20 protein-coding genes and 1 riboswitch are annotated in these 22752 nt (G+C 30.9%); of the genes, 1 reads left to right on the top strand and 19 read right to left on the bottom strand.

Going from position 1 to position 22752, the window contains the following annotated elements; all coding sequences use genetic code 11:
• Positions 1 to 50 precede the first annotated feature (50 nt).
• The 16 genes from ftsY to Q0V67_RS02720 all read right to left on the bottom strand — a co-directional run bounded on the left by ftsY (position 51) and on the right by Q0V67_RS02720 (position 19399).
• Complete coding sequence (gene ftsY, locus Q0V67_RS02795; RefSeq protein ID WP_297596841.1) at positions 51 to 1205, bottom strand: signal recognition particle-docking protein FtsY; 1155 nt, start codon at positions 1203 to 1205, stop codon at positions 51 to 53.
• A 13-nt stretch (positions 1206 to 1218) separates the two neighbouring features.
• Positions 1219 to 2613: an NAD(P)/FAD-dependent oxidoreductase gene (locus Q0V67_RS02790; RefSeq protein ID WP_297596839.1), complete on the bottom strand. Its 1395-nt coding sequence runs from the start codon at positions 2611 to 2613 to the stop codon at positions 1219 to 1221.
• Between the two features lie 15 nt (positions 2614 to 2628).
• The gene (locus Q0V67_RS02785) at positions 2629 to 3105 is read right to left on the bottom strand and encodes a hypothetical protein (RefSeq protein WP_297596838.1); all 477 of its coding nucleotides are present in this window, start codon (positions 3103 to 3105) and stop codon (positions 2629 to 2631) included.
• Between the two features lie 9 nt (positions 3106 to 3114).
• The gene (yqeH, locus tag Q0V67_RS02780) at positions 3115 to 4224 is read right to left on the bottom strand and encodes a ribosome biogenesis GTPase YqeH (protein ID WP_297596837.1); all 1110 of its coding nucleotides are present in this window, start codon (positions 4222 to 4224) and stop codon (positions 3115 to 3117) included.
• Positions 4225 to 4270: 46 nt separating this feature from the next.
• A complete protein-coding gene (locus tag Q0V67_RS02775; RefSeq protein ID WP_297596836.1) occupies positions 4271 to 5161 on the bottom strand; it encodes a tyrosine-type recombinase/integrase in 891 nt (296 codons plus the stop codon).
• A 13-nt stretch (positions 5162 to 5174) separates the two neighbouring features.
• On the bottom strand, positions 5175 to 6482 hold the full coding sequence (gene trmFO, locus Q0V67_RS02770) for a methylenetetrahydrofolate--tRNA-(uracil(54)-C(5))-methyltransferase (FADH(2)-oxidizing) TrmFO (protein ID WP_297596941.1): 1308 nt from the start codon (positions 6480 to 6482) through the stop codon (positions 5175 to 5177).
• A 57-nt stretch (positions 6483 to 6539) separates the two neighbouring features.
• Positions 6540 to 8792, bottom strand: a complete 2253-nt coding sequence (gene topA, locus Q0V67_RS02765) for a type I DNA topoisomerase (protein WP_297596835.1) — start codon at positions 8790 to 8792, stop codon at positions 6540 to 6542.
• A gap of 97 nt (positions 8793 to 8889) precedes the next feature.
• A complete protein-coding gene (gene dprA / locus Q0V67_RS02760) occupies positions 8890 to 9957 on the bottom strand; it encodes a DNA-processing protein DprA (protein ID WP_297596834.1) in 1068 nt (355 codons plus the stop codon).
• A gap of 12 nt (positions 9958 to 9969) precedes the next feature.
• Complete coding sequence (locus Q0V67_RS02755; RefSeq protein ID WP_297596833.1) at positions 9970 to 10590, bottom strand: tetratricopeptide repeat protein; 621 nt, start codon at positions 10588 to 10590, stop codon at positions 9970 to 9972.
• On the bottom strand, positions 10587 to 11789 hold the full coding sequence (xseA, locus tag Q0V67_RS02750) for an exodeoxyribonuclease VII large subunit (protein WP_297596831.1): 1203 nt from the start codon (positions 11787 to 11789) through the stop codon (positions 10587 to 10589). The genes Q0V67_RS02755 and xseA overlap by 4 nt, the downstream gene beginning before the upstream one ends.
• A 7-nt stretch (positions 11790 to 11796) precedes the next feature.
• Positions 11797 to 13779, bottom strand: coding sequence for an excinuclease ABC subunit UvrB (gene uvrB, locus Q0V67_RS02745; RefSeq protein ID WP_297596829.1), 1983 nt, complete (start codon positions 13777 to 13779; stop codon positions 11797 to 11799).
• Between the two features lie 39 nt (positions 13780 to 13818).
• Complete coding sequence (locus tag Q0V67_RS02740; RefSeq protein WP_297596827.1) at positions 13819 to 14493, bottom strand: methyltransferase; 675 nt, start codon at positions 14491 to 14493, stop codon at positions 13819 to 13821.
• Positions 14494 to 14503: 10 nt separating this feature from the next.
• The gene (locus Q0V67_RS02735) at positions 14504 to 15460 is read right to left on the bottom strand and encodes a stage 0 sporulation family protein (RefSeq protein ID WP_297596826.1); all 957 of its coding nucleotides are present in this window, start codon (positions 15458 to 15460) and stop codon (positions 14504 to 14506) included.
• Between the two features lie 92 nt (positions 15461 to 15552).
• Positions 15553 to 16503 (bottom strand): TIM barrel protein, encoded by a 951-nt coding sequence (locus Q0V67_RS02730; RefSeq protein WP_297596824.1) that lies wholly within the window; start codon positions 16501 to 16503, stop codon positions 15553 to 15555.
• Entirely contained in the window at positions 16500 to 17360 is an 861-nt protein-coding gene (locus Q0V67_RS02725) for an ABC transporter substrate-binding protein (protein WP_297596822.1), read from the bottom strand. The genes Q0V67_RS02730 and Q0V67_RS02725 overlap by 4 nt, the downstream gene beginning before the upstream one ends.
• Positions 17361 to 17527: 167 nt before the next feature.
• Positions 17528 to 19399 (bottom strand): TonB-dependent receptor, encoded by a 1872-nt coding sequence (locus Q0V67_RS02720; RefSeq protein WP_297596820.1) that lies wholly within the window; start codon positions 19397 to 19399, stop codon positions 17528 to 17530.
• Between the two features lie 22 nt (positions 19400 to 19421).
• A riboswitch (cobalamin riboswitch) is annotated at positions 19422 to 19601 on the bottom strand.
• Positions 19602 to 19726: 125 nt separating this feature from the next.
• Here Q0V67_RS02720 and Q0V67_RS02715 point away from each other — a divergent pair.
• Positions 19727 to 20191 (top strand): methylated-DNA--[protein]-cysteine S-methyltransferase, encoded by a 465-nt coding sequence (locus Q0V67_RS02715; protein WP_297596817.1) that lies wholly within the window; start codon positions 19727 to 19729, stop codon positions 20189 to 20191.
• A gap of 13 nt (positions 20192 to 20204) precedes the next feature.
• On the opposite strand, the gene putP is transcribed toward Q0V67_RS02715, so the two are convergent.
• The 3 genes from putP to Q0V67_RS02700 form a co-directional block, all read right to left on the bottom strand.
• Positions 20205 to 21638 carry a sodium/proline symporter PutP gene (gene putP / locus Q0V67_RS02710; protein WP_297596815.1) on the bottom strand — a complete coding sequence of 478 codons (1434 nt, stop codon included), beginning with the start codon at positions 21636 to 21638 and terminating at the stop codon, positions 20205 to 20207.
• A 301-nt stretch (positions 21639 to 21939) separates the two neighbouring features.
• Positions 21940 to 22239, bottom strand: a complete 300-nt coding sequence (locus Q0V67_RS02705; RefSeq protein WP_297596813.1) for a rhodanese-like domain-containing protein — start codon at positions 22237 to 22239, stop codon at positions 21940 to 21942.
• Positions 22240 to 22247: 8 nt separating this feature from the next.
• Positions 22248 to 22751, bottom strand: coding sequence for a flavodoxin (locus tag Q0V67_RS02700; RefSeq protein WP_297596811.1), 504 nt, complete (start codon positions 22749 to 22751; stop codon positions 22248 to 22250).
• Position 22752 lies beyond the last annotated feature (1 nt).

Raw genomic sequence — 22752 nt, 5'->3', positions numbered from 1 at the left:
ACAAATTTTATATATATTTACAACATAAAATCTTTTTTTTTTAAGTTTGATTAATCAAAAATTGCTTGAATATACTCTTTGCTATCAAATTCTCTTAAATCCTCTATACCTTCTCCAACCCCAATATACTTGATAGGTTTTTTTAACTCTTCTGAAATACTAAATAAAATTCCACCTTTAGCTGTTCCATCAAGTTTTGTTACAATGAACCCTGTCAAATTTGTAACTTCATTGAATACTCTAGCTTGAACAAGTCCATTTTGACCTGTTGTTCCATCAATAACTAGTATTGATTCATATGGCTGATCTCCAATTTTCTTTTTTATAATATTATTTATTTTTTCTAATTCTTTCATCAGATTATTTTTATTATGTAATCTTCCAGCAGTATCTATTATAACAACATCTGCTTTTTTATCTTCTCCTGCTTGAAGTGTATCAAAAACAACTGCACCTGGATCCGCTCCTTGGGGAAGTTTCACTATCTCAGCGCCTGCTCTTTTTGTCCACTCCTCTAACTGTTCAACCGCAGCTGCTCTAAATGTATCGGCCGCACCAACTATAACTTTTTTACCTTCTTTAACATACTTAGACGCAATTTTCCCAATAGTAGTTGTTTTTCCAACTCCATTCACACCTACCACTAAAATTACATTCATTCTTCCAGCTTGAATATCCAAAGGTACATTTTCATTTATTAGATATCCCTCTAAAACATCTTTTAAAACAGGATATACATCTTCAGGATTTTTAACTCCTCTAGATTTAACTTCAGCTTTTAAATCTTTTACAATTTTCAAAGTCATTTCAATACCTATATCTGATTGAACTAATGTATCTTCTAACTCTTCATACATCTCTCCATCCACTATTGACTTTCCTGTAAAAATATTTTTTAAAGTTCCAAATAAACCCTCTCTAGATTTAAAAAGCTTCTTTTTTAAAGAATCAAAGATACTTCTTTTTTCAACTTTTGGTTTTTCAATAGTTATAACCTCATTTTGAATCTCATCTTCTACTTTTTTTTCTTCTTCAATAACTTTTTTTGCTATTTCATCAATTTTGATTTCTTCTTCAAGTTCTTGTTCTTTTTGAGAATGAATAACCTCTAGTTCCTCTTCAATAGACTCTTGTTCTATTTCGTTCAACTCATGTTCTATTTTCTCATCCTTTTTTTTACCAAAAAATCTATTAAAAAATCCCATTGTTTCCTCCAATTTATTTAGAAATTATATGTCTTACAGCTAAAATCCCCATTACAGCAGCTATATTAAGTCCACTTCCATATCCTGAACCATCTCCTGCAGCATATAATCCCTTAATATTTGTTTCCATATTTCCATCTATTGTTATTCTTGTACTTCTAAACTTTATTTCAGGGAAATATAGAAGTAAATCACTCGATGCAAATCCTGGTGTTATCCTATCATGAACCTCTATAAATTCAATAATATTATCTAATATTCTTTTTGGACAAGCTAATGAAATATCTCCTGCAACATAATCCTCTGTTGTTGGCACTATATTTAATCTAGCTATTGTCTCATCAGTGGATCTTCTTCCAACTTTCAAATCACCATAAGATTGAACTAAAATTTTCCCTCCAGTTAACATTGAAGACATTTTAGCTATTGCAGTTGCATATTCAAATGGTTGTTTAAACGGTTGTGTGAACGTTTTTGTACACAGTAATGCTAAATTTGTATTTTGAGATTTTTTATCTTTATATGCGTGACCATTTGCTAAAACCACATCATCACTATGCTTTTCAGCAGCAATAAATCCACTTGGATTTGAGCAGAATGTTCTCATTTTATCTCTATATTTTGTTGTATGATAAATCATTTTAGCCTCATAGAAGTTTTCATTTATATCTTTCATTACTAAATCAGGAATTTCAACTCTCACTCCCAAATCTACCGCTCCAGTTTCGTAAGCAACTCCTGAAATTTCACACATCTCCATCAATTTCTTAGCTCCACTTCTTCCTAAACCAAGTACAACACTTTTCCCAAGGTATGTCTCTAACTCTCCTTTTTTATTAGTTGCTGTCACTCCTTTAATTTCTGAGTTTTCGATAATCAATCCTTCTGCTGATCTCTCTGTTATAAACTCTACTCCTACCTCCAAAAGATAATTTACCAATTTAGTGTAAAGTTCTCTTGATCCATCAGTTCCTAAGTGCATTGTTGGAGTGTCAACCAATTGAACGTTATTCTCTATACATCTTTTTTTTATATCCAGCATAACTTGATTATATTCTAAACCAGATGGCTTCTCATCAAATCCAAACTCTTTATAGATATTAGCAACATACTGAATTGTCTCATTTACTATTGCTTTTCCTGTTAAAACGTGAACATCTCCACCAACTCTATAATCCATATTAAATTTTGAATCAGAAAATGCTCCTGCTCCAGAAACTCCATAAATAATCGCACAAGTTGGACATTTCACACATACTCCTAATTTTTCTTTAGGACAAACTCTTTGTGTTAGCATTCTACCCTTATCTAAAACCAAAATTTTTAAGTTCTTATCTTTTTGAATAGCCTCATAAGCGCCAAATACCCCAGCTTGCCCTCCACCTAAGAAAATTATATCGTATATCATATTTTATTCCTCCATCTATTGTTTATTCCAATTAACTTTTTCTACATATATATCTTCGGGAAGGTTTGGATGGATCTCCCCTGTCTTTTGTGAATAATTATAATTCCATCCACCATTTTTACTTGTATTTTTAAAATTTTGAACATCATAAATCTCATTTGAAGCTATCAATGAGTTATTTCCGTAAGTTTTTGCTATACTTTTTCGTCCGTATATCTCTGCAAATGATATTTTCCTATCATCTTTATCTACGTAATCTAAGACGTGTAAGTCTATATTTGCTCCCGATTTAGTCAACTCTGGATAGTTTCCTGTCAATTGATAATATTTTTCTAAAGCAATTCTCAACTCTTTCGTATTTCTAACTGTTTCATCAATTTTATATGTCCCTGTTAAATCATCAATTCCTCTCATTGCTAGATAAATAAAAAGAACTGTTACAGCTACATTTATAACTCCATTTATAATAGCTATTTTGCTCTCTTTTGTCATATTTACCTCTTATCTCTTAGGTTTTATGAAGGCGTCTCTAACTATAATATCTCCATCTTTTGGAGCTAATATTTCAACCTTCAACGGCCCTCTTTTTACAGATATCCATCCAAGTCCTTTAAAAACTAACTCTTCTCCTGTTTCAACAGTATACTCAACTGTAGATTTTTCAATTTTATCAAAATCTGCTTTACATTTGCTACACGGTGGTGTTATAAAATCCGCTTTTTCTAATAACTCTTTTGCTTTTTCTATATTAGTTTCATGGAATGTAACATCTTTTGAGGCGTATAATGCAAATATAGGTTTTAAATCATCGTCATTTAAAACTTTGACTTGAATCATTCCACCAATTAGAATAACTCTATCTTTTTGAACCTTATATGTTTTTCTAGATATCTCATTTGCAGGAATTAGAGTTTGATTACACTCTTGGCACACAAAATCAGAAAATCTTCCCTCGGGAATTAATCCAGGTGTATCAATTAGTGTTATCTTAGAAAAAGGGATCTCTGTCTTTACACTTTTAAGTGTTGTTCCTGGAAACTTAGAAACTGTTACTCTTTTGGCTCCTATTAACTTATTTATAATACTTGATTTTCCAACATTTGTTACCCCTAAAACTAGAGCAGTTGCTCCATCAGGATAAAAATGCTTCACTTTCTTGAAAATACCATTAATTCCGTATCCATTTTTTGAACTAACTATGGCGATATCTAAAGGAGCAACTCCCTCTTCAGCCAATCTCTTTTTTACCCAATCCGCAACTTCTGATGGATGCTTTTGATCCGGTATTAAGTCCAATTTATTTATAACTACTATCGAGTCCATCTCTCTTAAAATATCTAAAATTTCATCATTAAAAGAACCTTCAAAGTCTATAATATCAAAAACAGGTATCGCTACATCTGCTTCTTTAAGACTCTTTCTAACTTCATTTTTATAGTCTTCCTTTGACATCTTTGTAGGGATATACTGACCATAATTTTTTATTTTAAAACATCTTTGACACAATAACTCTTTGCTTGGTCCTTCTAAAACCGATGTTGGTAAATATCCATTAAAGTTTGGATTTTCTCCTTGAAGTTCTATTCCACAACCTATACATTTCTTACTCATAAACACTCCTTTTAATATAAATATATATCAATAATTTATAACCTTATTAATTTATAAAAATCTCTTTTTTTCTTTTTTTATCTAAAGCCTCTATATAAACTTTTGTTGAATCTAAACTACTATGTCCCAATAGTTTCTGCAATTGGTTCACTTTCATCCCATGTTCCAACATATGAACTGCAAAAGTATGTCTAAAACTATGTGGACTTATCTCTTTTTCAATCCCTGCTCTTATAGCATATCTATCTATAAGTCTTCTCAGAGATCTATCTGTTAACCTTGTTCCTGAACCATTTACAAAAAGTATATCACTCTTGTATTTTTCCTTTAATTTATCTTTTTTAGCCTCTATATATCTTTTAAAATACTCTCTTGTTCTTTCACTGAAATAGACTACTCTTGATTTTTTAAAACTGCTCACTATAACTTCTCTTTCATCTATATTAAAAACTTCCTCCCCTAATCCTAAAAGCTCCTGTGAGGTAATTCCACTTGAGTAAAGTAACTCCACTATTAGCCTATCTCTTAGGTTGTGGTAATTTTTTATTTCTATTGACTCTCTCAATCCATTTATATCCTCAGTACTTAGAACATCTGGCACCCCTTTATCGTAACTTGGTGCCACAATCAACTGAGTTGGATCTCTTTTAATTTTTTGAGTTTCTTTTAAATATTTAAAAAATGATCTCATAGAAGATATTTTTCTATTAAGAGATCTTTTACCTATATTTTCTTTTTGTAACTCTACTAAAAATTCTCTAAAATTGAAAGTATCAATTTCGGAGATTTTCTCTAAATTTTTAGTCTTCAATATATATTCATTAAATCTAAATAGATCTATTTTTAAAGATTTAATTGTGTTTAGGCTTTTCCCCTCAGCAAATTCACAATGATAAAGAAACTCTTTTATATGAATCATCAAATTAAGACCGTTCATTATATGCTCCTTTTTATTTCTCTTGAGTTAATTTTTCCTCAAGATAATCTAAAGCTATTTTTGATATTTTATTGTACTTTTCTTTTTTATCTCTAATTCTTTCATCCAGTGATTTAATTATTCCAAAATTTGGTCCCATAGGCTGAAAGTTTTTCTTTTCTTCTGTTATGTATTTTATAATTGCTCCTATTGAACTTCTATCATCTAAAATTATAGGATCTTTCCCATCAAATTTTCTAATTATATTTGTTGCAGCCATAAGTCCTGTTGCAATTGCACAAACATAACCTTCTCCACCAGTTATTTGACCTGCAAAATATATATTGTCATCACTTTTTAGATTTAAAGCCGGTGTTAAAAGCTTAGTCGAATCTATGAATGTATTTCTGTGCATAACTCCATATCTTATAAATTCTGCATTCTCAAGTCCTGGAATCATAGAAAATACTCTTTTTTGTTCTCCCCATTTAAGATTTGTTTGAAATCCTACAAGATTATATAATCTTCCATCTTTATCATCTTGTCTCAATTGTACAACTGCATGGTCCCATCTATCCGTTTTAGGATTTGTTAATCCCTTTGGTTTTAATGGACCAAATAAAAGAGTTTTTATTCCTCTTTGAGCTATTCTTTCAACTGGCATACATCCCTCAAATAGTTTTTCCTCTTCAAATTTTTTCATAGGGGCTCTTTCCGCTGTTATTAATGCGTTGTAAAAAATTTCATATTCATCTTTTGTCATAGGACAATTTATGTACTCTCCTTCTCCTTTTCCATATCTAGACTGGAAGTATACTTTATCTCTATCTATTGATTCAAGAGTTACTATTGGAGCTGCTGCATCATAAAAGTATAAATACTCTTGATCCAATATCTGTGCTATATTTTTGGATAAAGCTTCTGATGTTAAGGGTCCACTAGCTATTAAAACTACCTTATCTTTTGGTATCTCTTTTAGTTCCTCATTAATTATTTCTATATTTTCCATAGAATATAATCTCTCTGTTATTATTTGAGAAAACCCTTCTCTATCCACTGCCAGAGCTTGCCCTGCTGGAACTTTCGTTGCATCTGCCACCTCTATAAGAAGTGAACCCATTCTTCTTAGTTCCTCTTTCATAAGTCCTGAGGCATTCCCCAAATGATCTCCACCCAAAGAATTACTGCAAACTAATTCTGCAAATTTCTCACTTTTGTGAGCTTCTGTACTAACTTTAGGTCTCATCTCATATAACTTTACCTTTATACCATTCTTTGCTAATTGATAAGCTGCTTCAGCTCCCGCTAAACCAGCACCGATTACCACTACTTCTTTCTTTATCATCAATAACTCCTTTTAAATTACACACAAAAGTCTCGCCCAAAAAGGCGAGTCCTTTTAGTCTTTTTTATCTAATTTTTTTATGTTTTTACATTCTGGATATCCTGTACATGCTAAAAATTTACCCCATCTTCCTCTTCCTATTTTAAATGGTTTACCACATTTTTCACAGTTACCGGCATTTTTCAAAATTTCCTCTTCTTCTTTTTCAATTTTATCCATTATCCATTTCAATTGAACTACTCCATCTTTCTCTTCAATTGATCCGTTCACTAATAATTTTTTTACCTCACCTGGTAAAGAAACTCTCTCATTGTCCTCTTTAAAGTTTTCACTCTCTAAATAGCTACCAAATCTACCCAATTTTAAAAGGAGTTTAGTTCCATTACTCAAGCTTACATCAGTCATTTTCCCCTGTTTAACTCTAATTTGTTCTTCTAGAAGTTCTTTAACCTTTATTTCTCCTTTTTTTATATCCTCCAACGATATTAAAACACCTTTTAGAGAATACTTCTCTTTGCACTCTTCATTTCTACAGCATAGATATCTTCCGAATCTACCATTTTTCATTATCATAAAGCCAGTTCCACATGGACAAGGCATATCTGACATGATTATTCTATTTGATTCTTCTTCCACCTTAGCTTTATATAGTTCTAAATCTTTTGACAATTTTGAATAAAAATTCTCTAGAATCTCTACCCAGTTTCTTTCACCTTCTTCAACTAAATCTAATCCATCCTCTAGAGATGCTGTAAATTTAACATCCATAATATCTTTAAAGTTTTTCTCAAGAATAGTTTTTACCTCATACCCTAACTCTGTTGGTACAAAACTTTTGCCCTCTAAAATAACATACTCTCTCTTCTTTAAAGTTTCAATAATTGCTGCATATGTTGAAGGTCTCCCAATCCCATCTGCCTCTAATTTTTTTACTAAAGAGGACTCTGTCAATCGCGATGGAGCTTTTGTCCAATCTTCTTTTATATTTAATTTTTTTAATTTTAGCAAATCTCCTTCATCTATATTTGGAAACTCTCCTAAAGGTAATTCCTCTTCATCTTTAAACACTTTGTAATATCCGTCAAAAATTATTTTATTTAAAGTTCCTCTAAATTGATATTCACCATTTTCAACAACTATTTCAAATTGCTCATATTGCATTGGTGCCAATTGAGAAATCATAAATCTCTCCCAAATAAGTTTATACAATTTATACTGATCTGGTGTCAATTCTTTTTTTATTTTATCTGGTGTCAAGTATATATCCGTAGGTCTAACTGCTTCGTGAGCATCCTGAATTTTTTCTTCTTTTTTCTTTTTGACAGCTTCTTTTCCTAAATAATCATTCCCAAAAGTTTCTATTATATAGCTTTGAGCCATACCTTTTGCTTCGTCTGATATTCTTGTAGAATCGGTTCTCATATAAGTAATCAGTCCTTTTTGATTCCCATCTATACTCATTCCCTCATAAAGTCCTTGAGCTACAGACATTGTCTTTGAAGCTGAAAACCCTAGATATGATGACGATAGTTGCTGTAACGTACTTGTTTTTAATGGTAACGGTGGATTTTTTACTTTTTTTGTAACTTTTGAACCAATCACACTGTACTCTGATTTTAAAGTTAATTTAACATCATTTACAATATCTTCATCTACAACTCTTTCAAATCTTTTTCCTTTTATTTTATAAAGAGCTAGATTCATTTTATTCTCAAACTCACCCTTTATATCCCAAAATTTTTCTGGAATAAATTTTTTAATCTTATCTTCTAAATCACATATCAATTTCAAAGCAACCGATTGAACCCTTCCAGCACTTGTATTTGAGGATATTGTTTTCCATAAAAGCGGACTTATTTCATATCCTACAAGTCTATCCAATATTCTTCTTGCTTGTTGGGCATTTACTCTGTTTACATCCACTTTTCTTGGATTTTTTATAGCTTCACGTATAGCTCCATTTGTTATTTCATTAAACTCTATTCGATTAGATTCATTTGCATCTAATTTTAATGTTTGAGCTATATGCCAAGCTATGGCTTCCCCTTCTCTATCCGGATCGGATGCTAAATAAACTTTATCTGATTTTTTTGCCAAATCCTTTAATGTTTTTATTACATCCCCTTTTCCCCTAATTGTAGAGTAGCTAGGTTTAAATCCATCCTCTACGTCCACTCCTATTTTACTTTTAGGTAGGTCCCTCACATGACCAAAAGATGCTGTAACATGAAAGTTTTTACCCAAAATCTTTTCTATTGTTTTTGCTTTTGCAGGAGATTCCACTATAACTAAATTTTTTTTCGCCACTATATTTCACCCCTAAATTTTTCTCTATATACATTATTCGCTCTTAATTATATTAGAAAATGGTAAAAAAATCAACTAACGTACTAAAGTTTCCATTTTAAACACGCCTTCTATAGTATCCAGCAGGTAAACTTTGAACATATCTTTCCATCTCCATTTCCATTAAATAACCCAGCAATTCACCAGTTTCAATGCCACTTAATTCCTTTATCTCTTCTAAATGCATTTTTGTTTTTAAAATGTTATATATTTTTAATTTTTTTCCAATAAGCTTATTTAAATTTTCTCCAAGCTCTGTTTTTTTCAACCAAAGATACTCTTTTAAAATATCTTCACCTGAAATAATCAGTTTAGCTAATGAATCTCTTATCAATGAATTGCATCCTTTTGAAAAAGGAGCACTTATGTCTCCTGGTACTGCAAAAACATCTCGTCCCTCTTCAAGTGCCAATCCGGCTGTTATCAAACTTCCTCCTTTTAAGGCGCTCTCAATCAAAAGCACACCCTTTGACAAACCTGATATTATTCTATTTCTTATAGGAAAATTTTGAGGTGAAGGTTTAGTTCCTAAAGGGAACTCTGAAATTACAAGTCCATACTTCTCAATATTTCTTCTTAAGCCTATATTTCCTTTCGGATAAATTATATCTATTCCACATCCTAACACAGCTATCGTTTTTCCTTTTAGCTCTAGAGTTTCTTGATGTGCTATTGTATCTATCCCTAAAGCTAACCCACTGACTACTACCACATCCGCTTCAACCAAATCTTTCAATATTTGGCTCACACAGCCCTCGCCATATTTAGTCGCTCTTCTTGTTCCCACAATAGATATCATTCGCTCTTTTTCTAAAAGATTGATGTCCCCTTTAAAAAAAATAAATATAGGAGGTTTAGATATATTTTTCAAAAGTTCTGGATATCGATAATCGTTCATATCGATTATTCCTATCCTATTTCTTTCCAAATATTCCAGAAAATCTATATATTTTTGGCACTCTATCGACCTTTGAATTATTTTAATATCCTCATCATCAAAATTAAACTTCTCTTTTAAGACTTCTGTATCTTCAATAAGCAACTCTTTATATCTTCGATAGTTTAACATCAAAACTCTTATCTTACTGCTTTTAAGTCCATTCAATTTTAGACGATACCACCCCATAACCACACTCCTTTATCTCGAATATGTTGATGTTAGCATAGCACTAATCTCTTTTGACTGGGGAAAAAGTCTTCTTCCTTCTTGAAGAATTTCTCTGGCCATATCAATTTTTTTTTCAGCTAAATATATGTCTCCTAAAGCTAAAAACCCATCTACTGATGGTGCATAGTTCATATATACTTGAATATCATCTATGGCTTTATTATATCTTCCTAAATTCCTATATGCCAATCCTCTTCCTAGATAAGCTTCTTTCATTGTGGGCTCTAAACTTATTGCAACACTATAAAAATCCACAGCTTTATTATAATCACCTATAAATCTATATGATGTTGCTGCTCCAAATATATTTCTTGAGCTATCAATATTACTACTAAATATTTGAGCTGCTCTCTCATACTTTCTATTTCTAAAATATTGGTCTCCCAGATAAAATATACCACTTTCATTTCCACTCATTGAATTTAAATAACTTTTAAAATATTTTTCATACTCTTTTATAATGACAGCAGCCTTATCTCTGTCATCCTCTCTTGATATTTGACTCTCCAATGTCTGGATATACGGAGGTCTTTGATCCGCTAGAGCACATATATTAAAAATTATAAACAACATTCCTATTATTCTTTTCATTCTACAATCTCCTCTATTAAACTCGTTACTTTTCCTCTATTAAAAATAGTTTCCACTCTTTCTCCAACTTTTAACTCTGAACTATTTTTTATTATCTTTCCATCTAATTTTGTTATACTGTATCCTCTTTTTAAAGTTGATATTGGATTCAATGTCAATATTTTTTCAACTCTCATTTCCATATCATGCTTTTTATCTATTAAAATTTTTTCTAAAATTTTCTCAATTTTTTCCTCTTTTAAAATTAAGCTTTGATTTTTTTCTGTTACAGTTTTTTGGAAATTTTTTAGTATATAATTACTTCTTAAAGTCTGAAGTTTTTCCTTTTTGGTCTTAACTAAACTTTGGACAGTTTTTTTCAAAAGGTTCTCTTTGCTTTGTAATCTTTCTTCTATCTCCTCTTTTACAGGAATTGCTATCTCTATTGCTTGGGTTGGGGTTGCTGCTCTCACATCAGCTACCAAATCACTCAACAAATTATCTATCTCATGTCCTACTGCAGAAATTATTGGTTTTTCACTTTTATAAAAAGCTCTTGCAACCTCTTCCTCATTGAAAGCCCATAGATCTTCAACACTTCCACCACCACGCCCAGCTATAATCAAATCTATTTCTGGAATTTTATTCAAAGTTTCAATTCCCTTCACAATCTCTTCTTTGGCACCAACACCTTGAACCTTTGCCGAGTATATGTAGATATCTATATTTCCAAATCTCTTTCTTGTAGTATTTACTATATCATGAAATGCAGCTCCTGTATACGCTGTAACAACCCCAATAGCATTTGGATACTTAGGTAATTGTTTTTTAAATAGTGCTGAAAACACGCCTTCTTTTTCCAAATCGCTTTTTAATTTTTCTAATTTAGCAAACATCTCTCCCAGTTTGTCTTCCTTTTGTATATGTCTAATTAAAATTTGAAAATCTCCTCTTGTTTCATAAAACCCAACATCTCCAAATATTTTTACTGAATCTCCTTCTTTTAAATTATCAGGGATTTTTTTATATTTATAATTAAAAGCAGCACATTTTATTTGGCTTTGCTTATCTTTTAATGTGAAATATAGATGCCCACTTTTATAATAAGTTACTCCTGAAAGTTCTCCACTTAAAAAAAACTCTTGAAAATTTGGATTTCCATCTAAATATGATTTTACCAATCTATTAAACTCTGTCACTGTATAAAATTTTTCTTCCATAACTCTCCTACAACTCCAATAAGATCATTTTTAATTTATTCATTTCATCTCTCTTTGAGATTGCTTTTTCAAAGTCTAACTCTTCCGATAATTTCTTTATCTCTTTTAAAAGCTTAGAAATTTCTTTTTCAATGTCTTGTTTACTTGTAAAGTGGTTTGACTCTATTATTTTTTCCTCTTCATTTGCCCAAGTAAAAACCGATTCTGAAACTTCTCTATAAATAGTTTTTGGCTCTATTCCATGAGATAAATTATACTCATGTTGTTTCACTCTTCTTCTATTTGTTTCATCTATAGCATAACACATAGATTGTGTCATCACATCTCCATATAAAATAACTCTTCCATCAACATTTCTTGCGGCTCTTCCTATTGTTTGAACAAGTGATCTTTTGCTTCTTAAAAACCCTTCTTTATCGGCTTCTAAAATTGCTACAAGTGAAACCTCTGGTATATCAAGTCCTTCTCTCAATAGATTTATCCCTACAAGAACATCAAACTCCCCTTTTCTCAGTCCTTTTATTATCTCTATTCTTTCTAGTGTATCAATATCTGAGTGCATATATTTCACTCTAACACCAAGAGTTAAATAAAATTCTGTTAACTCCTCCGCCATCTTTTTTGTTAGTGTTGTAATCAATACTCTTTCTTTTTTTTCTACATTTTTTCTTATCTCTTCTAAAAGATTGTCCACTTGATTTTTTGTCTCTCTGACCTCTATTTTTGGATCTAATATCCCTGTAGGTCTAACTAGTTGTTCAGATATATGACCTGATGACTTCTCTATTTCAAAATCTCCTGGAGTAGCTGTAACAAAAATAGTTTGACCGCAATTCCCTCTAAATTCATCAAACGTCAAAGGTCTATTGTCAAGTGCTGATTTTAGCCTAAATCCATTTTCTACCAGAGCTGTTTTTCTAGCTCTATCTCCGTTGTACATCCCTCTTATCTGTGGTACTCCTATATGAGATTCATCTATATACACTATAAAATCTTTTGGAAAATAATCCATCAGTGTATCTGGTTTTTCACCTGGAGTTTTTCTTGTTAGATACCTCGAGTAATTCTCTATACCTTTGCAGTACCCAACCTCTCTTATCATCTCTAAATCATATTCGGTTCTTTGTTTTAATCTTTGTGCTTCTAAAAGCTTTCCTGAGTTTTCAAAATTTTGAACTTCTATTTGTAAATCTTTTTTTATATCCTCTATAATCCTTTCTTGTTCTCCCTCTTCTGTAACATAGTGGGTCGCTGGTGAAATCGCTATTCTTTCTATATTTTTTTTTATTTTCTGACCTGTCAAAGTGTTTATTTCGGAAATCTCTTCTATGTCATCTCCCCAGAACTCAATTCGATATCCACTTTCCATATAAGATGGATAAATATCTATTACATCCCCCTTCACTCTAAACTTTCCTCTTTCAAAAGACGTATCATTTCTTTCATATCTCAACTCTATCAATTTAGAAATCAATTTTTTCCTATTATAACCAGTTTTTCTATCTATTGCTATTGTTAACTTTTTGTATATTTCTGGTGATCCCAAGCCATAGATTGCTGAAACTGAAGCCACTATTATAACATCTTTTCTATTTATCAATGCTGCAGTTGCCGCATTTCTAAGTTTATCAATCTCATCATTTATCGAAGAATCTTTTTCTATATACGTATCCGTTGATGCAATATATGCTTCCGGTTGATAGTAATCATAATATGATACAAAATACTCCACCGCATTTTCTGGAAAAAAACTTTTATATTCTGAATAAAGTTGGGCTGCCAATGTTTTATTTGGTGCTAAAATCAATGCCGCTCTACCTGTTTCCTTTATTATGTTTGCTATTGTAAATGTTTTCCCCGATCCTGTTACTCCCAACAAAGTTTGATCTTTGACATTCTCACTCAAAGCTTTTAAAAGCGATTTTATAGCTTCTGGTTGATCTCCTGTTGGACTATATTTAGAATTTAATTTAAACATAACAACCTCCATTAAAAATAGGGAGAGGCTACCCCTCTCCCTTAAGTATCTCTAATTATCGTTCAAAAAAATTGGAGTTTCTATTTTTAATATATTTTTTCTCCCTTTACTAGCTTCTATAAGAACTAAACTTGAATCCTTCTCTCTAGAGTAATGTACAAACCTTACTCTTTTTACTGAAAATCCACTTTTGCCAAGCTCCTCAGAAATCTCTAAAAACCTATAACTTTTATGAACCATAAAAAGTTCCCCTCTTGGTTTTAAAAGCCTTTTTGCATTTGAAATAAACTCTTTTAAATTTAACTTTATTTCATGTCGAGCGATACTTTTTATGTCTTTATCATTTATTTCTTTCCCATCTAAAACCATATATGGTGGATTAGAAATAATATAATCATAACTGTTTCCCTCTTGTATATTTTTTATATCCTCATTAACTACTTCAATCTTATCTTCTAATCCATTTCTGATAACATTTCTTCTAGCTAATTCAGCTATTTCTGGTTGTATTTCCACAGCTTTTATTTTAGTTATTTTATCTTTAGCTGCAAGTAGAACCGGTATTATACCATTGCCTGTTCCTATTTCTAAAACTTTAGCATTTTTCTTTCCATTAAAGAAATTCGATAAAAGAACTGCATCCGTTCCAAATCTAAAACCATCTTTTTTTTGAATCAATGTATATCCTTCACAGATATTTGCTATATCCTCATTTTCTAAAACCATTATAATTTTATTACTCCTTTTCTAAAACTTTATGCTGTAACTCTTCTGTTGAAAGTACATTCTGAAGTTTTTTAGCTTCTTTTTTATTGAACTTAATCTCATCTATCGTAACTTTCATAATACCTTTAGAGTCAATATCAATGTATAAAAATCCGTTTAATGGACTTATACTCATTACTTTTCCATCACCTTTTTGAGTTTTTACCATTTGATTGACAGCCGGGAATCCTCTTAACGCCTCTTCGTACTGTTTATATTCATAATTTATACAACAAAGTAATCTTCCACAAACACCTGAGATCTTTGTAGGATTTATTACAAGACCTTGATCTCTTGCCATTTTTATAGATACTGAGTCAAACTTATTTATAAATGTTCTACAACAAAGTTCTTTCCCACAAATACCTATATTCCCTAATATTCTTGCTTCATCTCTAACACCTATTTGTCTTAATTCTATCCTTAATTTAAATATATTAGCTAAATCCTTAACTAAATCTCTAAAGTCAATTCTTCCCTCAGCTGTAAAATAAAATATAAGTTTTGTTTTATCAAATGTGTATTCTGTTTCGATTAACTTCATTGGTAATTTATGGTGCTGAATTCTTTCCTTGCATGTTCTGTAGGCTATTTTTGCCTCATCTCTCAAGGCTTCATACTTTTTAATCTCTTCTTCAGTCGCTTTTTTAATAACAGGTTTAAGCGGTAAAACTAAAACTCTTTCTTCTAATTTCATCGGCCCACCATAGACAATACCTATCTCTTTTCCTCTTATCGTATCAACTATTACTTTATCTCCCTTTTTGTATTGTGTATCATCAACAATTTCAAAACTATATCTTTTTTTTGTTGTCTCAAACATAACACCTAAAATATTATAAAGTTTATTTGGATCTGAAACTACCTCATCCTGTATTTTAATTGTTTCATCTATATTTTTATCTATCTCTAAATTTCCTTGTGTCATCGTTCCTCCCACGAAAATCTTAACTTCTATATTTTAAAGTATATCATATTTTTAAAATTTTAAGAACTAAAAACCCTTTAGTTTTATCAAGTTTATTTCAAACAACTCATCTGTTCGGTCACCACTTCTTCTAAATGATTTAAAGATTTAAAATTAAGTTCAAATGTTATATGTTTCAAGTTTGGCAATGCTCCTACTATTTTTTTTAAATCCCCTCTATAAATAAGGTGTGGATCTATATTTTTCATATGCTCCCACTCAATCATGAATTTATCTTTCCTATCACCCTTTTCCCACTCTGAAATATTTTTTGAAAAATTTCCCTCTAAATATTTTTCAAATTTAACTCCATTCACATGGATTCCATATATTTCATTTCTCAACTCTCTCAATCCATCCAAATTCTCCAATATAAAATTATCTGCACCCTCAAAACTATCAATTGTTTTTTCAGTACAAATCATATGAGATAAATCTAGAAGTAACCCTTTATTTCGATAGTTAACTCCATCTAAAAACATTTTAGTTTCCTCATAATTTTTTAAAGTTAACCCTGGCCAAGGTAAATTTTCAAATAAAAGAAGCGGTCCATCACCTTTAAACACTTCATTTAATATAACTAAACACTCCCTTAAAACCTCTTCTGAATTATAATCAAATTCCATAGTAAATATATCTTTCGGGCGAACATGCGAAACATGAAAAACCATATATTTTACATTTAATTTTTTTGCTTGTTCAAATTGATTTTTAAAAGTTTTAACTAAGATATTTTTATCAAAAGATCTATAATATGTTAGTATCCCCTCATCATTATAAAAATCTTCTCTCACTTTTTCTTTTTCACCTCTCCAAAACTCTAACCAAGTCGGATAATATAAAAGATGAACTCCTTCTATAGGATAAGCTTCATACTCTTCTATCGGAAGATGATCCCCAACAATAGTTTCTATTCCTGAAATCCCTACTTTTTTTAATCTCTCAAAACACTCTAAAAAAATGCTTTTCTCTCCCTCTTTAGGAACAAAACTAAAACTTATCATCTTTCCTCCAATAATTTTTGCATTTGCTCTAATGCTATTAATACTCTAGTTGATGGTCTATTAATTCCCTCATCCACCACATATATTCTATTGTTTTTTACTGCATCTATATCTTGCCATTCCACTCTTGTTTTTATATCTTCAACTAACTCTTTTTTGTCTTCTCCAATAAATATTATCTCTGGATTCTTTTCAATTAGCTTTTCTAAAGATGGTGTTATCCACCCCCCCTCTTCAGAAAAAATATTTCTTCCACCTGCGACCTCTATCATGCTGTTTATAAATGTCTTACCCCCAGTTGTATATATTGGTTCTGGCATTATTTCAAAATATACTCTTCTTCTCTTCTTAATTTTTGAAGTCATATTTTTTATTGAATCTAATTTTTCAGTATATCTTTTTTTTAAAACTTTAGCTTTTCCTGGTTCACTTAACAGCTTTCCCATCTGATCTATTGAATTACACACATCTTCTAAGTTTACAGACGTATGTACAACAAAAACAGGTATTTCTAACTCTTCAAATATTTTTAAACTATCTACTCCTTTAGATAGATTGTGAGAAGATGCAATAACTAAGTCTGGTGCTAGCTCAATTATTTTCTCTTCGTTTAAAGCATTTGTATTTAAAACTCCTAAACCTTTTAATTCTTGTGATATCTTCTCCGAGTAGATATCTACTCCTACTATTTTATCAATCAAACCCATATCTATTATCAGCTCTGTATTTGACGGAACTGTGGATACTATTCTCTCTACTTTCAATGGAATTTCTATCTCTCTTCCTAAACCATCAACCACAGTTTCTGAAAAACTTAAACTGAATAAATAAAAAAATAAACCTAATATTTTATACACCTTAACCCCCAGCTCTAAAAAACTTTTTATACTATTATATCATAATATAGAAAAAATTTATCTGTACAAAAAACAAAGAAGAGAATACCTTTCTGATACACTCTCAAAATATTTTATTGTTTTATATTTTTTTCGAAAATAAAAAAAGAGGTGTCCCTCTTTTTAAATTAAAAGCTATATTTAAAGCCTGCATAATAGTTTCTTTCTGCTGCTGGGTAATAACTATTTCCTTTTGATCCATATCCTACATATTCATAATATTTTTCATTAAATAGATTATTAACTCCACCATTTATTATCAATCCATTTCCAAAATTATAATTTAAAGATACTCCACTTAAAATATAATCATCAACTTTTTCACCTTTATTTTCCTCATCACTATTGGCATACATTTTTCCATAATATTCCCAAGAGTTATTAAGTGTCAACTTATCTGTCATTTTATAGTTAAAATTTAATACTGCTTTAACTTTAGGAACTCCCGGAATCTCTTTCCCATCTTTAAACTCTGTCTCCATATATGTCAATGATTCTGAAATTGTCAACTTATCAAAATAATGTTCTAAAGATATTTCAGCACCTTTTCTCTTAGTTGTCCCATCATAATTTCTATTTTTTTTATCCCCTGAATCTGTCAATCCAAAGAAAATTTCATTCTCTGTCTCTATATAAAAAATTGATCCTGAGGCATATGTATTTCCTATAAAATCTTTTGCACCTAATTCATAAGTTTCTGAAGTTTGTGATTTAAAATCATTGTTTGAATCCCAATAAGCTAACTCATCTGTATTTGGGGTTCTAAAACCTTTAGTGTAACTCAGATATGTTGAGCCACTTTCAGAATATAGATAGCTCGCTGTCAACTCTAATGCATCCTCTTTGAATTTTTTCTTTTCATCAACCAGACTATCTTTATACTCTATATTTTGTCTTCTATACCCTTGAGTTAATTTGAAATTATCTTTTTTATAACTATTTATTAAATATCCACCGAATGAACTTTTTTCTAAATTACTTCCTTTTTTTATTTCTGTTTCACCATCATAATAATCCGTTCCAAAAACTAAGTAGCTTTCATCTGTGTATTTATATTTCATTTGAGGTTTTACATAGCCAACCTTTGTTTTATAGTCTCTTGTTTTTGAATAGTAGTTTTCATCTGTATATGTACCAAGTAGTTTAAATTCCAACTCTGAATTTATCTCATAAACATAATCCCCTGAAAAATTATTTTTTTCTGTTTTCCCATCAACTTTCCACGCCATTGGACTTGATTGCTCTCTATCTTGATCCACTTCCTCTTTAGTTAAAGCTCCTGCAGATCTAAAATCTGTTTTTGAATAATTATATTTCAAACCTAAATACCCATTTTCTAAATTATATTTCGTTCTAAGCCCAAAACTTTCTAAATTATCCTTTTGATAATCTCTATAAGCATCTTTTTTTCTATCTAAATAATCAATTTCAACTAAAAGTTTTTCACCTATTTTAGTTCCATAACCTACCTCTTTTTTTAACATTCCATAAGACCCTACTTCTAGCCCTATATGTCCATAGTTAGTTTTATTTAACGGCGCTTTTGTTACGATATTTATAGTTCCACCTATTGCTCCATCACCGTATAAAACTGCTCCTCCCGAGGGAATTACTTCTATTCTCTCTATTGTATCGACAGGTATTTGACTCGTCTTATATCCTGACATATCTATTGAGTTCAACGGTGCTCCATCCAACAAAACAATTACATTTGATTTAGATGTAGCTCCTTGACCTCTCACATCAAACTGAGCATCTGCTCCACCCATATCTCTCACCGTAACACTAGAAACTAGCTTCAACGCTTCAGCTACCGTTTGAGCCCCTCTTTGAACTATTTCTTCCCCTGTTAAAACTGTTATATTTTTAGGAATATCCGCAATTGTAGCATCTGAATTCTCACTTGTTATAACACTTTCATCTAATTTTATTATACTGTCTTGTGCTGAAGCAATCCCAGCCGTTAAAAGTAGTCCCACCACCATAAAATTTTTGTTCATTTAATCCTCCTATTTCTGTCTCTCGCAGTTTTGTTTTTATGGCAGGTATCCTGACTCAACTTCATTCTCCAATAACCCTTCCCAAGTTTCCTCAGTGGCTTTGTTATTTTCGTCCGTTTTACAGTGGCGTGACCGCTTAAGATTTCCACTTAATTCCCTTTTAATTAATCGTAATAATTAAACCATAACGATTAATTATACTACATTAAATTCTTTTTTTAAAGTATTTTAGATTGTTATTGTATACATTTTATATATTTAAATTGTTAATTTTTTATTTTTAAAGTATACTTGTCGTAGATTATTTTTTCACTCTAGGAGGTTTTTATGAACCAATATTTTTATCTCTTTGAAACTGAGTTTGGACTGCTAAAAATAGAAAGTATTGATAGTTATATTGTTAAAATTGAACTTAACAATCCTATCTCAGAAAAAAAATTAAAATTAGATCCTGTGATAGAAAATGCTTTTTTAGAAATTCTTGAATTTTTTAATGGTCAGCGTAAAATATTCACATTTCCAATAAAATTTAATGGAACGAATTTTCAGAACAAAGTCTGGAATGAGCTTTTAAAAATTCCTTATGGACAAACAGTTAGCTACAAAGAGATCGCTATTAGAATTGGAAATCCAAAAGCCTGTAGGGCAGTTGGAATGGCTAATAATAAAAATCCTCTTCCAATTGTTGTTCCTTGCCATAGAGTTATCGGTTCTAAAGGATCTTTAACCGGCTATGCCTATGGTTTAAGTCTGAAAGAAGCTCTTCTAAAATTAGAAGAAGGCACAAAATAATTTGTGCCTTCTATTAAAGTTCTACTATTTTTTTTATATATATTTTTTCACTTATATAGACAGTCAAAAAATTTGCTATAAATCCAGGCAACAACTCATACATATAATTATCTAATTTAAGGATTTTCCATCCTAGAAAAACAACTATACCTGCAATTATTCCATGTAAAACACTTTTAGCTTGAACATCTTTCATATATAAAACCGATATTATTGCTGGTCCAAAAATTATTCCAAATCCACCCCATGCATACGATACTAAAGAAAGAACTTTAGCATTTGGATTAAGTGCAAATAAAAGTGCTAAAAAAGCTATAACTATTACACATATTCTTCCAATCCACATAATCTCTTGATCTGAAACATCTTTTTTCATATATTTATAAAAATCTTCTGTTAAAGTCGTCGATGATACAAGAAGTTGCGAATCAATTGTAGACATTATAGCAGATAATACAGCGGCAAGCATAATTCCTGCTATCCATGGATTAAACAATCTCTTTATCATATATATAAATATTTTTTCAGAATCTCCACCCAAATGAGACACATCTTTAAAAATTCCAACACCTAAAATCCCAATCAAGATTGATCCAATCAAAGAAATAATCACCCAAACCATTGCTATTTTTCTTGATTTTTTTAATTCATTGACATCTTTTATACTCATAAATCTCACCAGTATATGAGGTTGACCAAAATAACCAAGACCCCAAGCTAAAGACGACAGAACGCTCAATACCCCAATATTTTGTCCAGAAGACTTAAATATATTTAATGAAAGTCCTTTCAACTCAATAGCACTCTTTATATTTTCTACACTTCCTATCTCTAAATAAGCCATTATTGGAACAGCTATAATTGCTATAAACATCAGCCCCCCTTGAAAAAAATCTGTCCAACAAGATGCTAAATACCCTCCCATAAATGTATATATAACTATTGTTAACGTCCCTATTACCACCGCAACCTTATAATCTATTCCCAAGATCGACTCAAATAACTTTCCTGCAGCTACAAGTCCTGAAGATGAGTATATTGTAAAAAAGAAAAGTGTTCCTAAAGACAATACCTTTCTTATTGTACCACTTTCATCTTTTAATTTTTTTTCTAAAAATGTAGGTAATGTCAATGTATCTTCGATTTCGGTTTCTACTCTTAGTTTTGGCGCTATATACTTCCAGTTAAGATATGTTCCAATAGTCAATCCAATTACTACCCAAATTTGCCCAAACCCCGACATATATACAGCCCCTGGTAATCCCATCAACAACCATCCACTCATATCACTAGCCTGTGCTGAAAGTGCCGTCACCCAACTTCCTACCCCTCTTCCACCAATTAAATAGTCTTGCGAATTTGTTGTTTTTCCATAAAAATAAACTCCAACACCTATTAGAAATAATAGATATACTCCAAAAGTTATAAACGTTTCTACTCCTACCATTTTTCACTCCTCCGATTTTTATTAAATAAAAAAAGCCACCTAAATACAGTTGTATCTAGGTGGCTCTATTTTAAAGAATTTTATAAAATACTCTTCAAGTTATCTCCCTTAGATACAGATCCAAATTTGTAACACAAAATGGATCTGTACCTAAACATCTATCAATGTTTAAAACACAAATCCCTATCTAGGGGGTATGGGTTGTCTATTTACATTTTTCGATATAACTTGATCTTTTTTCATAAAACTCTCCTTTTTTTATTTTTTATTATAATAACATATCTGGTATTGAATGTCAAATCTATTCCCAAGTAGATATTCCTTCCTGTGAATTATACACTGCTCTAAATCCCTCTTCTAAAAGTATCAGTGCTGCTGTTTTCGATCTGATCCCACTTCTACAAAATGTTATATAAGTTTTTTCTTTATTGAGTTCCGCTATTCTTTCCTCTAGCTCATCCAATGGTATGTTAATAGTTTCTGATAATTTTTTTTCGTAATACTCATCTTCAGTTCTAACATCTAAAAGTATCGTATTTTTATCTTTAAGTTTTTCTTTAACTTCAATTTTACTTAAAGTTTTATAATTTTTAAACAACATATCTCCTCCTAGTTAAACTTAGGCATAATCTCCTCTACCCAAGCCTTTATTCTATCTGGAGTTTCATTATCTTGGTTGCTCTCATCCAATGCCAATCCTATAAATTTATCATCAATTACAGACTCTGTTTCCTCATATCTATACCCTTCTGTTGAAGTAAATCCTACAATAGTTGCTCCCTTTCTTGATACTACATCGTACAATTTTCTCATAGCGCCTACGTATGACTCTCCAAAAGCTAGTTGATTCCCTACACCTACTATTCCAACCACTTTTCCAGTAAAATCTATCCCTTTAAACTCTTCAAAAGTTTTTTCCCAATCTCTTTGTAACTCTCCCACTCCATAAGTAGGAGAAACTAAAATTAAATTCTCTAGATTTTTCATCTCCTCTACACCTTCAGCCACATCATAAACTTGATACTCTTTTCCTTTCAAATAAAACTCTATCTCATCAACAATTCCTGCTGTTATTCCTGATGTTGTTCCATAAAATATTCCTATTTTTTTCATA

Source organism: uncultured Cetobacterium sp., assembly GCF_947072685.1.
GTDB lineage: Bacteria > Fusobacteriota > Fusobacteriia > Fusobacteriales > Fusobacteriaceae > Cetobacterium_A.
Note: the sequence above shows the minus strand (reverse complement) of the source record. Positions and strands in the feature narration are given on the sequence as shown.

Bases quoted from the DNA above. Each gene is read 5' to 3' on its own strand.
- ftsY (WP_297596841.1), bottom strand. From the start codon at position 1,205: ATGGGATTTTTTAATAGATTTTTTGGTAAAAAAAAGGATGAGAAAATA.
- Q0V67_RS02790 (WP_297596839.1), bottom strand. From the start codon at position 2,613: ATGATATACGATATAATTTTCTTAGGTGGAGGGCAAGCTGGGGTATTT.
- Q0V67_RS02785 (WP_297596838.1), bottom strand. From the start codon at position 3,105: ATGACAAAAGAGAGCAAAATAGCTATTATAAATGGAGTTATAAATGTA.
- yqeH (WP_297596837.1), bottom strand. From the start codon at position 4,224: ATGAGTAAGAAATGTATAGGTTGTGGAATAGAACTTCAAGGAGAAAAT.
- Q0V67_RS02775 (WP_297596836.1), bottom strand. From the start codon at position 5,161: ATGAACGGTCTTAATTTGATGATTCATATAAAAGAGTTTCTTTATCAT.
- dprA (WP_297596834.1), bottom strand. From the start codon at position 9,957: ATGGGGTGGTATCGTCTAAAATTGAATGGACTTAAAAGCAGTAAGATA.
- Q0V67_RS02755 (WP_297596833.1), bottom strand. From the start codon at position 10,590: ATGAAAAGAATAATAGGAATGTTGTTTATAATTTTTAATATATGTGCT.
- xseA (WP_297596831.1), bottom strand. From the start codon at position 11,789: ATGGAAGAAAAATTTTATACAGTGACAGAGTTTAATAGATTGGTAAAA.
- uvrB (WP_297596829.1), bottom strand. From the start codon at position 13,779: ATGGAGGTTGTTATGTTTAAATTAAATTCTAAATATAGTCCAACAGGA.
- Q0V67_RS02740 (WP_297596827.1), bottom strand. From the start codon at position 14,493: ATGGTTTTAGAAAATGAGGATATAGCAAATATCTGTGAAGGATATACA.
- Q0V67_RS02735 (WP_297596826.1), bottom strand. From the start codon at position 15,460: ATGACACAAGGAAATTTAGAGATAGATAAAAATATAGATGAAACAATT.
- Q0V67_RS02730 (WP_297596824.1), bottom strand. From the start codon at position 16,503: ATGATAAGTTTTAGTTTTGTTCCTAAAGAGGGAGAGAAAAGCATTTTT.
- Q0V67_RS02720 (WP_297596820.1), bottom strand. From the start codon at position 19,399: ATGAACAAAAATTTTATGGTGGTGGGACTACTTTTAACGGCTGGGATT.
- Q0V67_RS02715 (WP_297596817.1), top strand. From the start codon at position 19,727: ATGAACCAATATTTTTATCTCTTTGAAACTGAGTTTGGACTGCTAAAA.
- putP (WP_297596815.1), bottom strand. From the start codon at position 21,638: ATGGTAGGAGTAGAAACGTTTATAACTTTTGGAGTATATCTATTATTT.
- Q0V67_RS02705 (WP_297596813.1), bottom strand. From the start codon at position 22,239: ATGTTGTTTAAAAATTATAAAACTTTAAGTAAAATTGAAGTTAAAGAA.
- Q0V67_RS02700 (WP_297596811.1), bottom strand. From the start codon at position 22,751: ATGAAAAAAATAGGAATATTTTATGGAACAACATCAGGAATAACAGCA.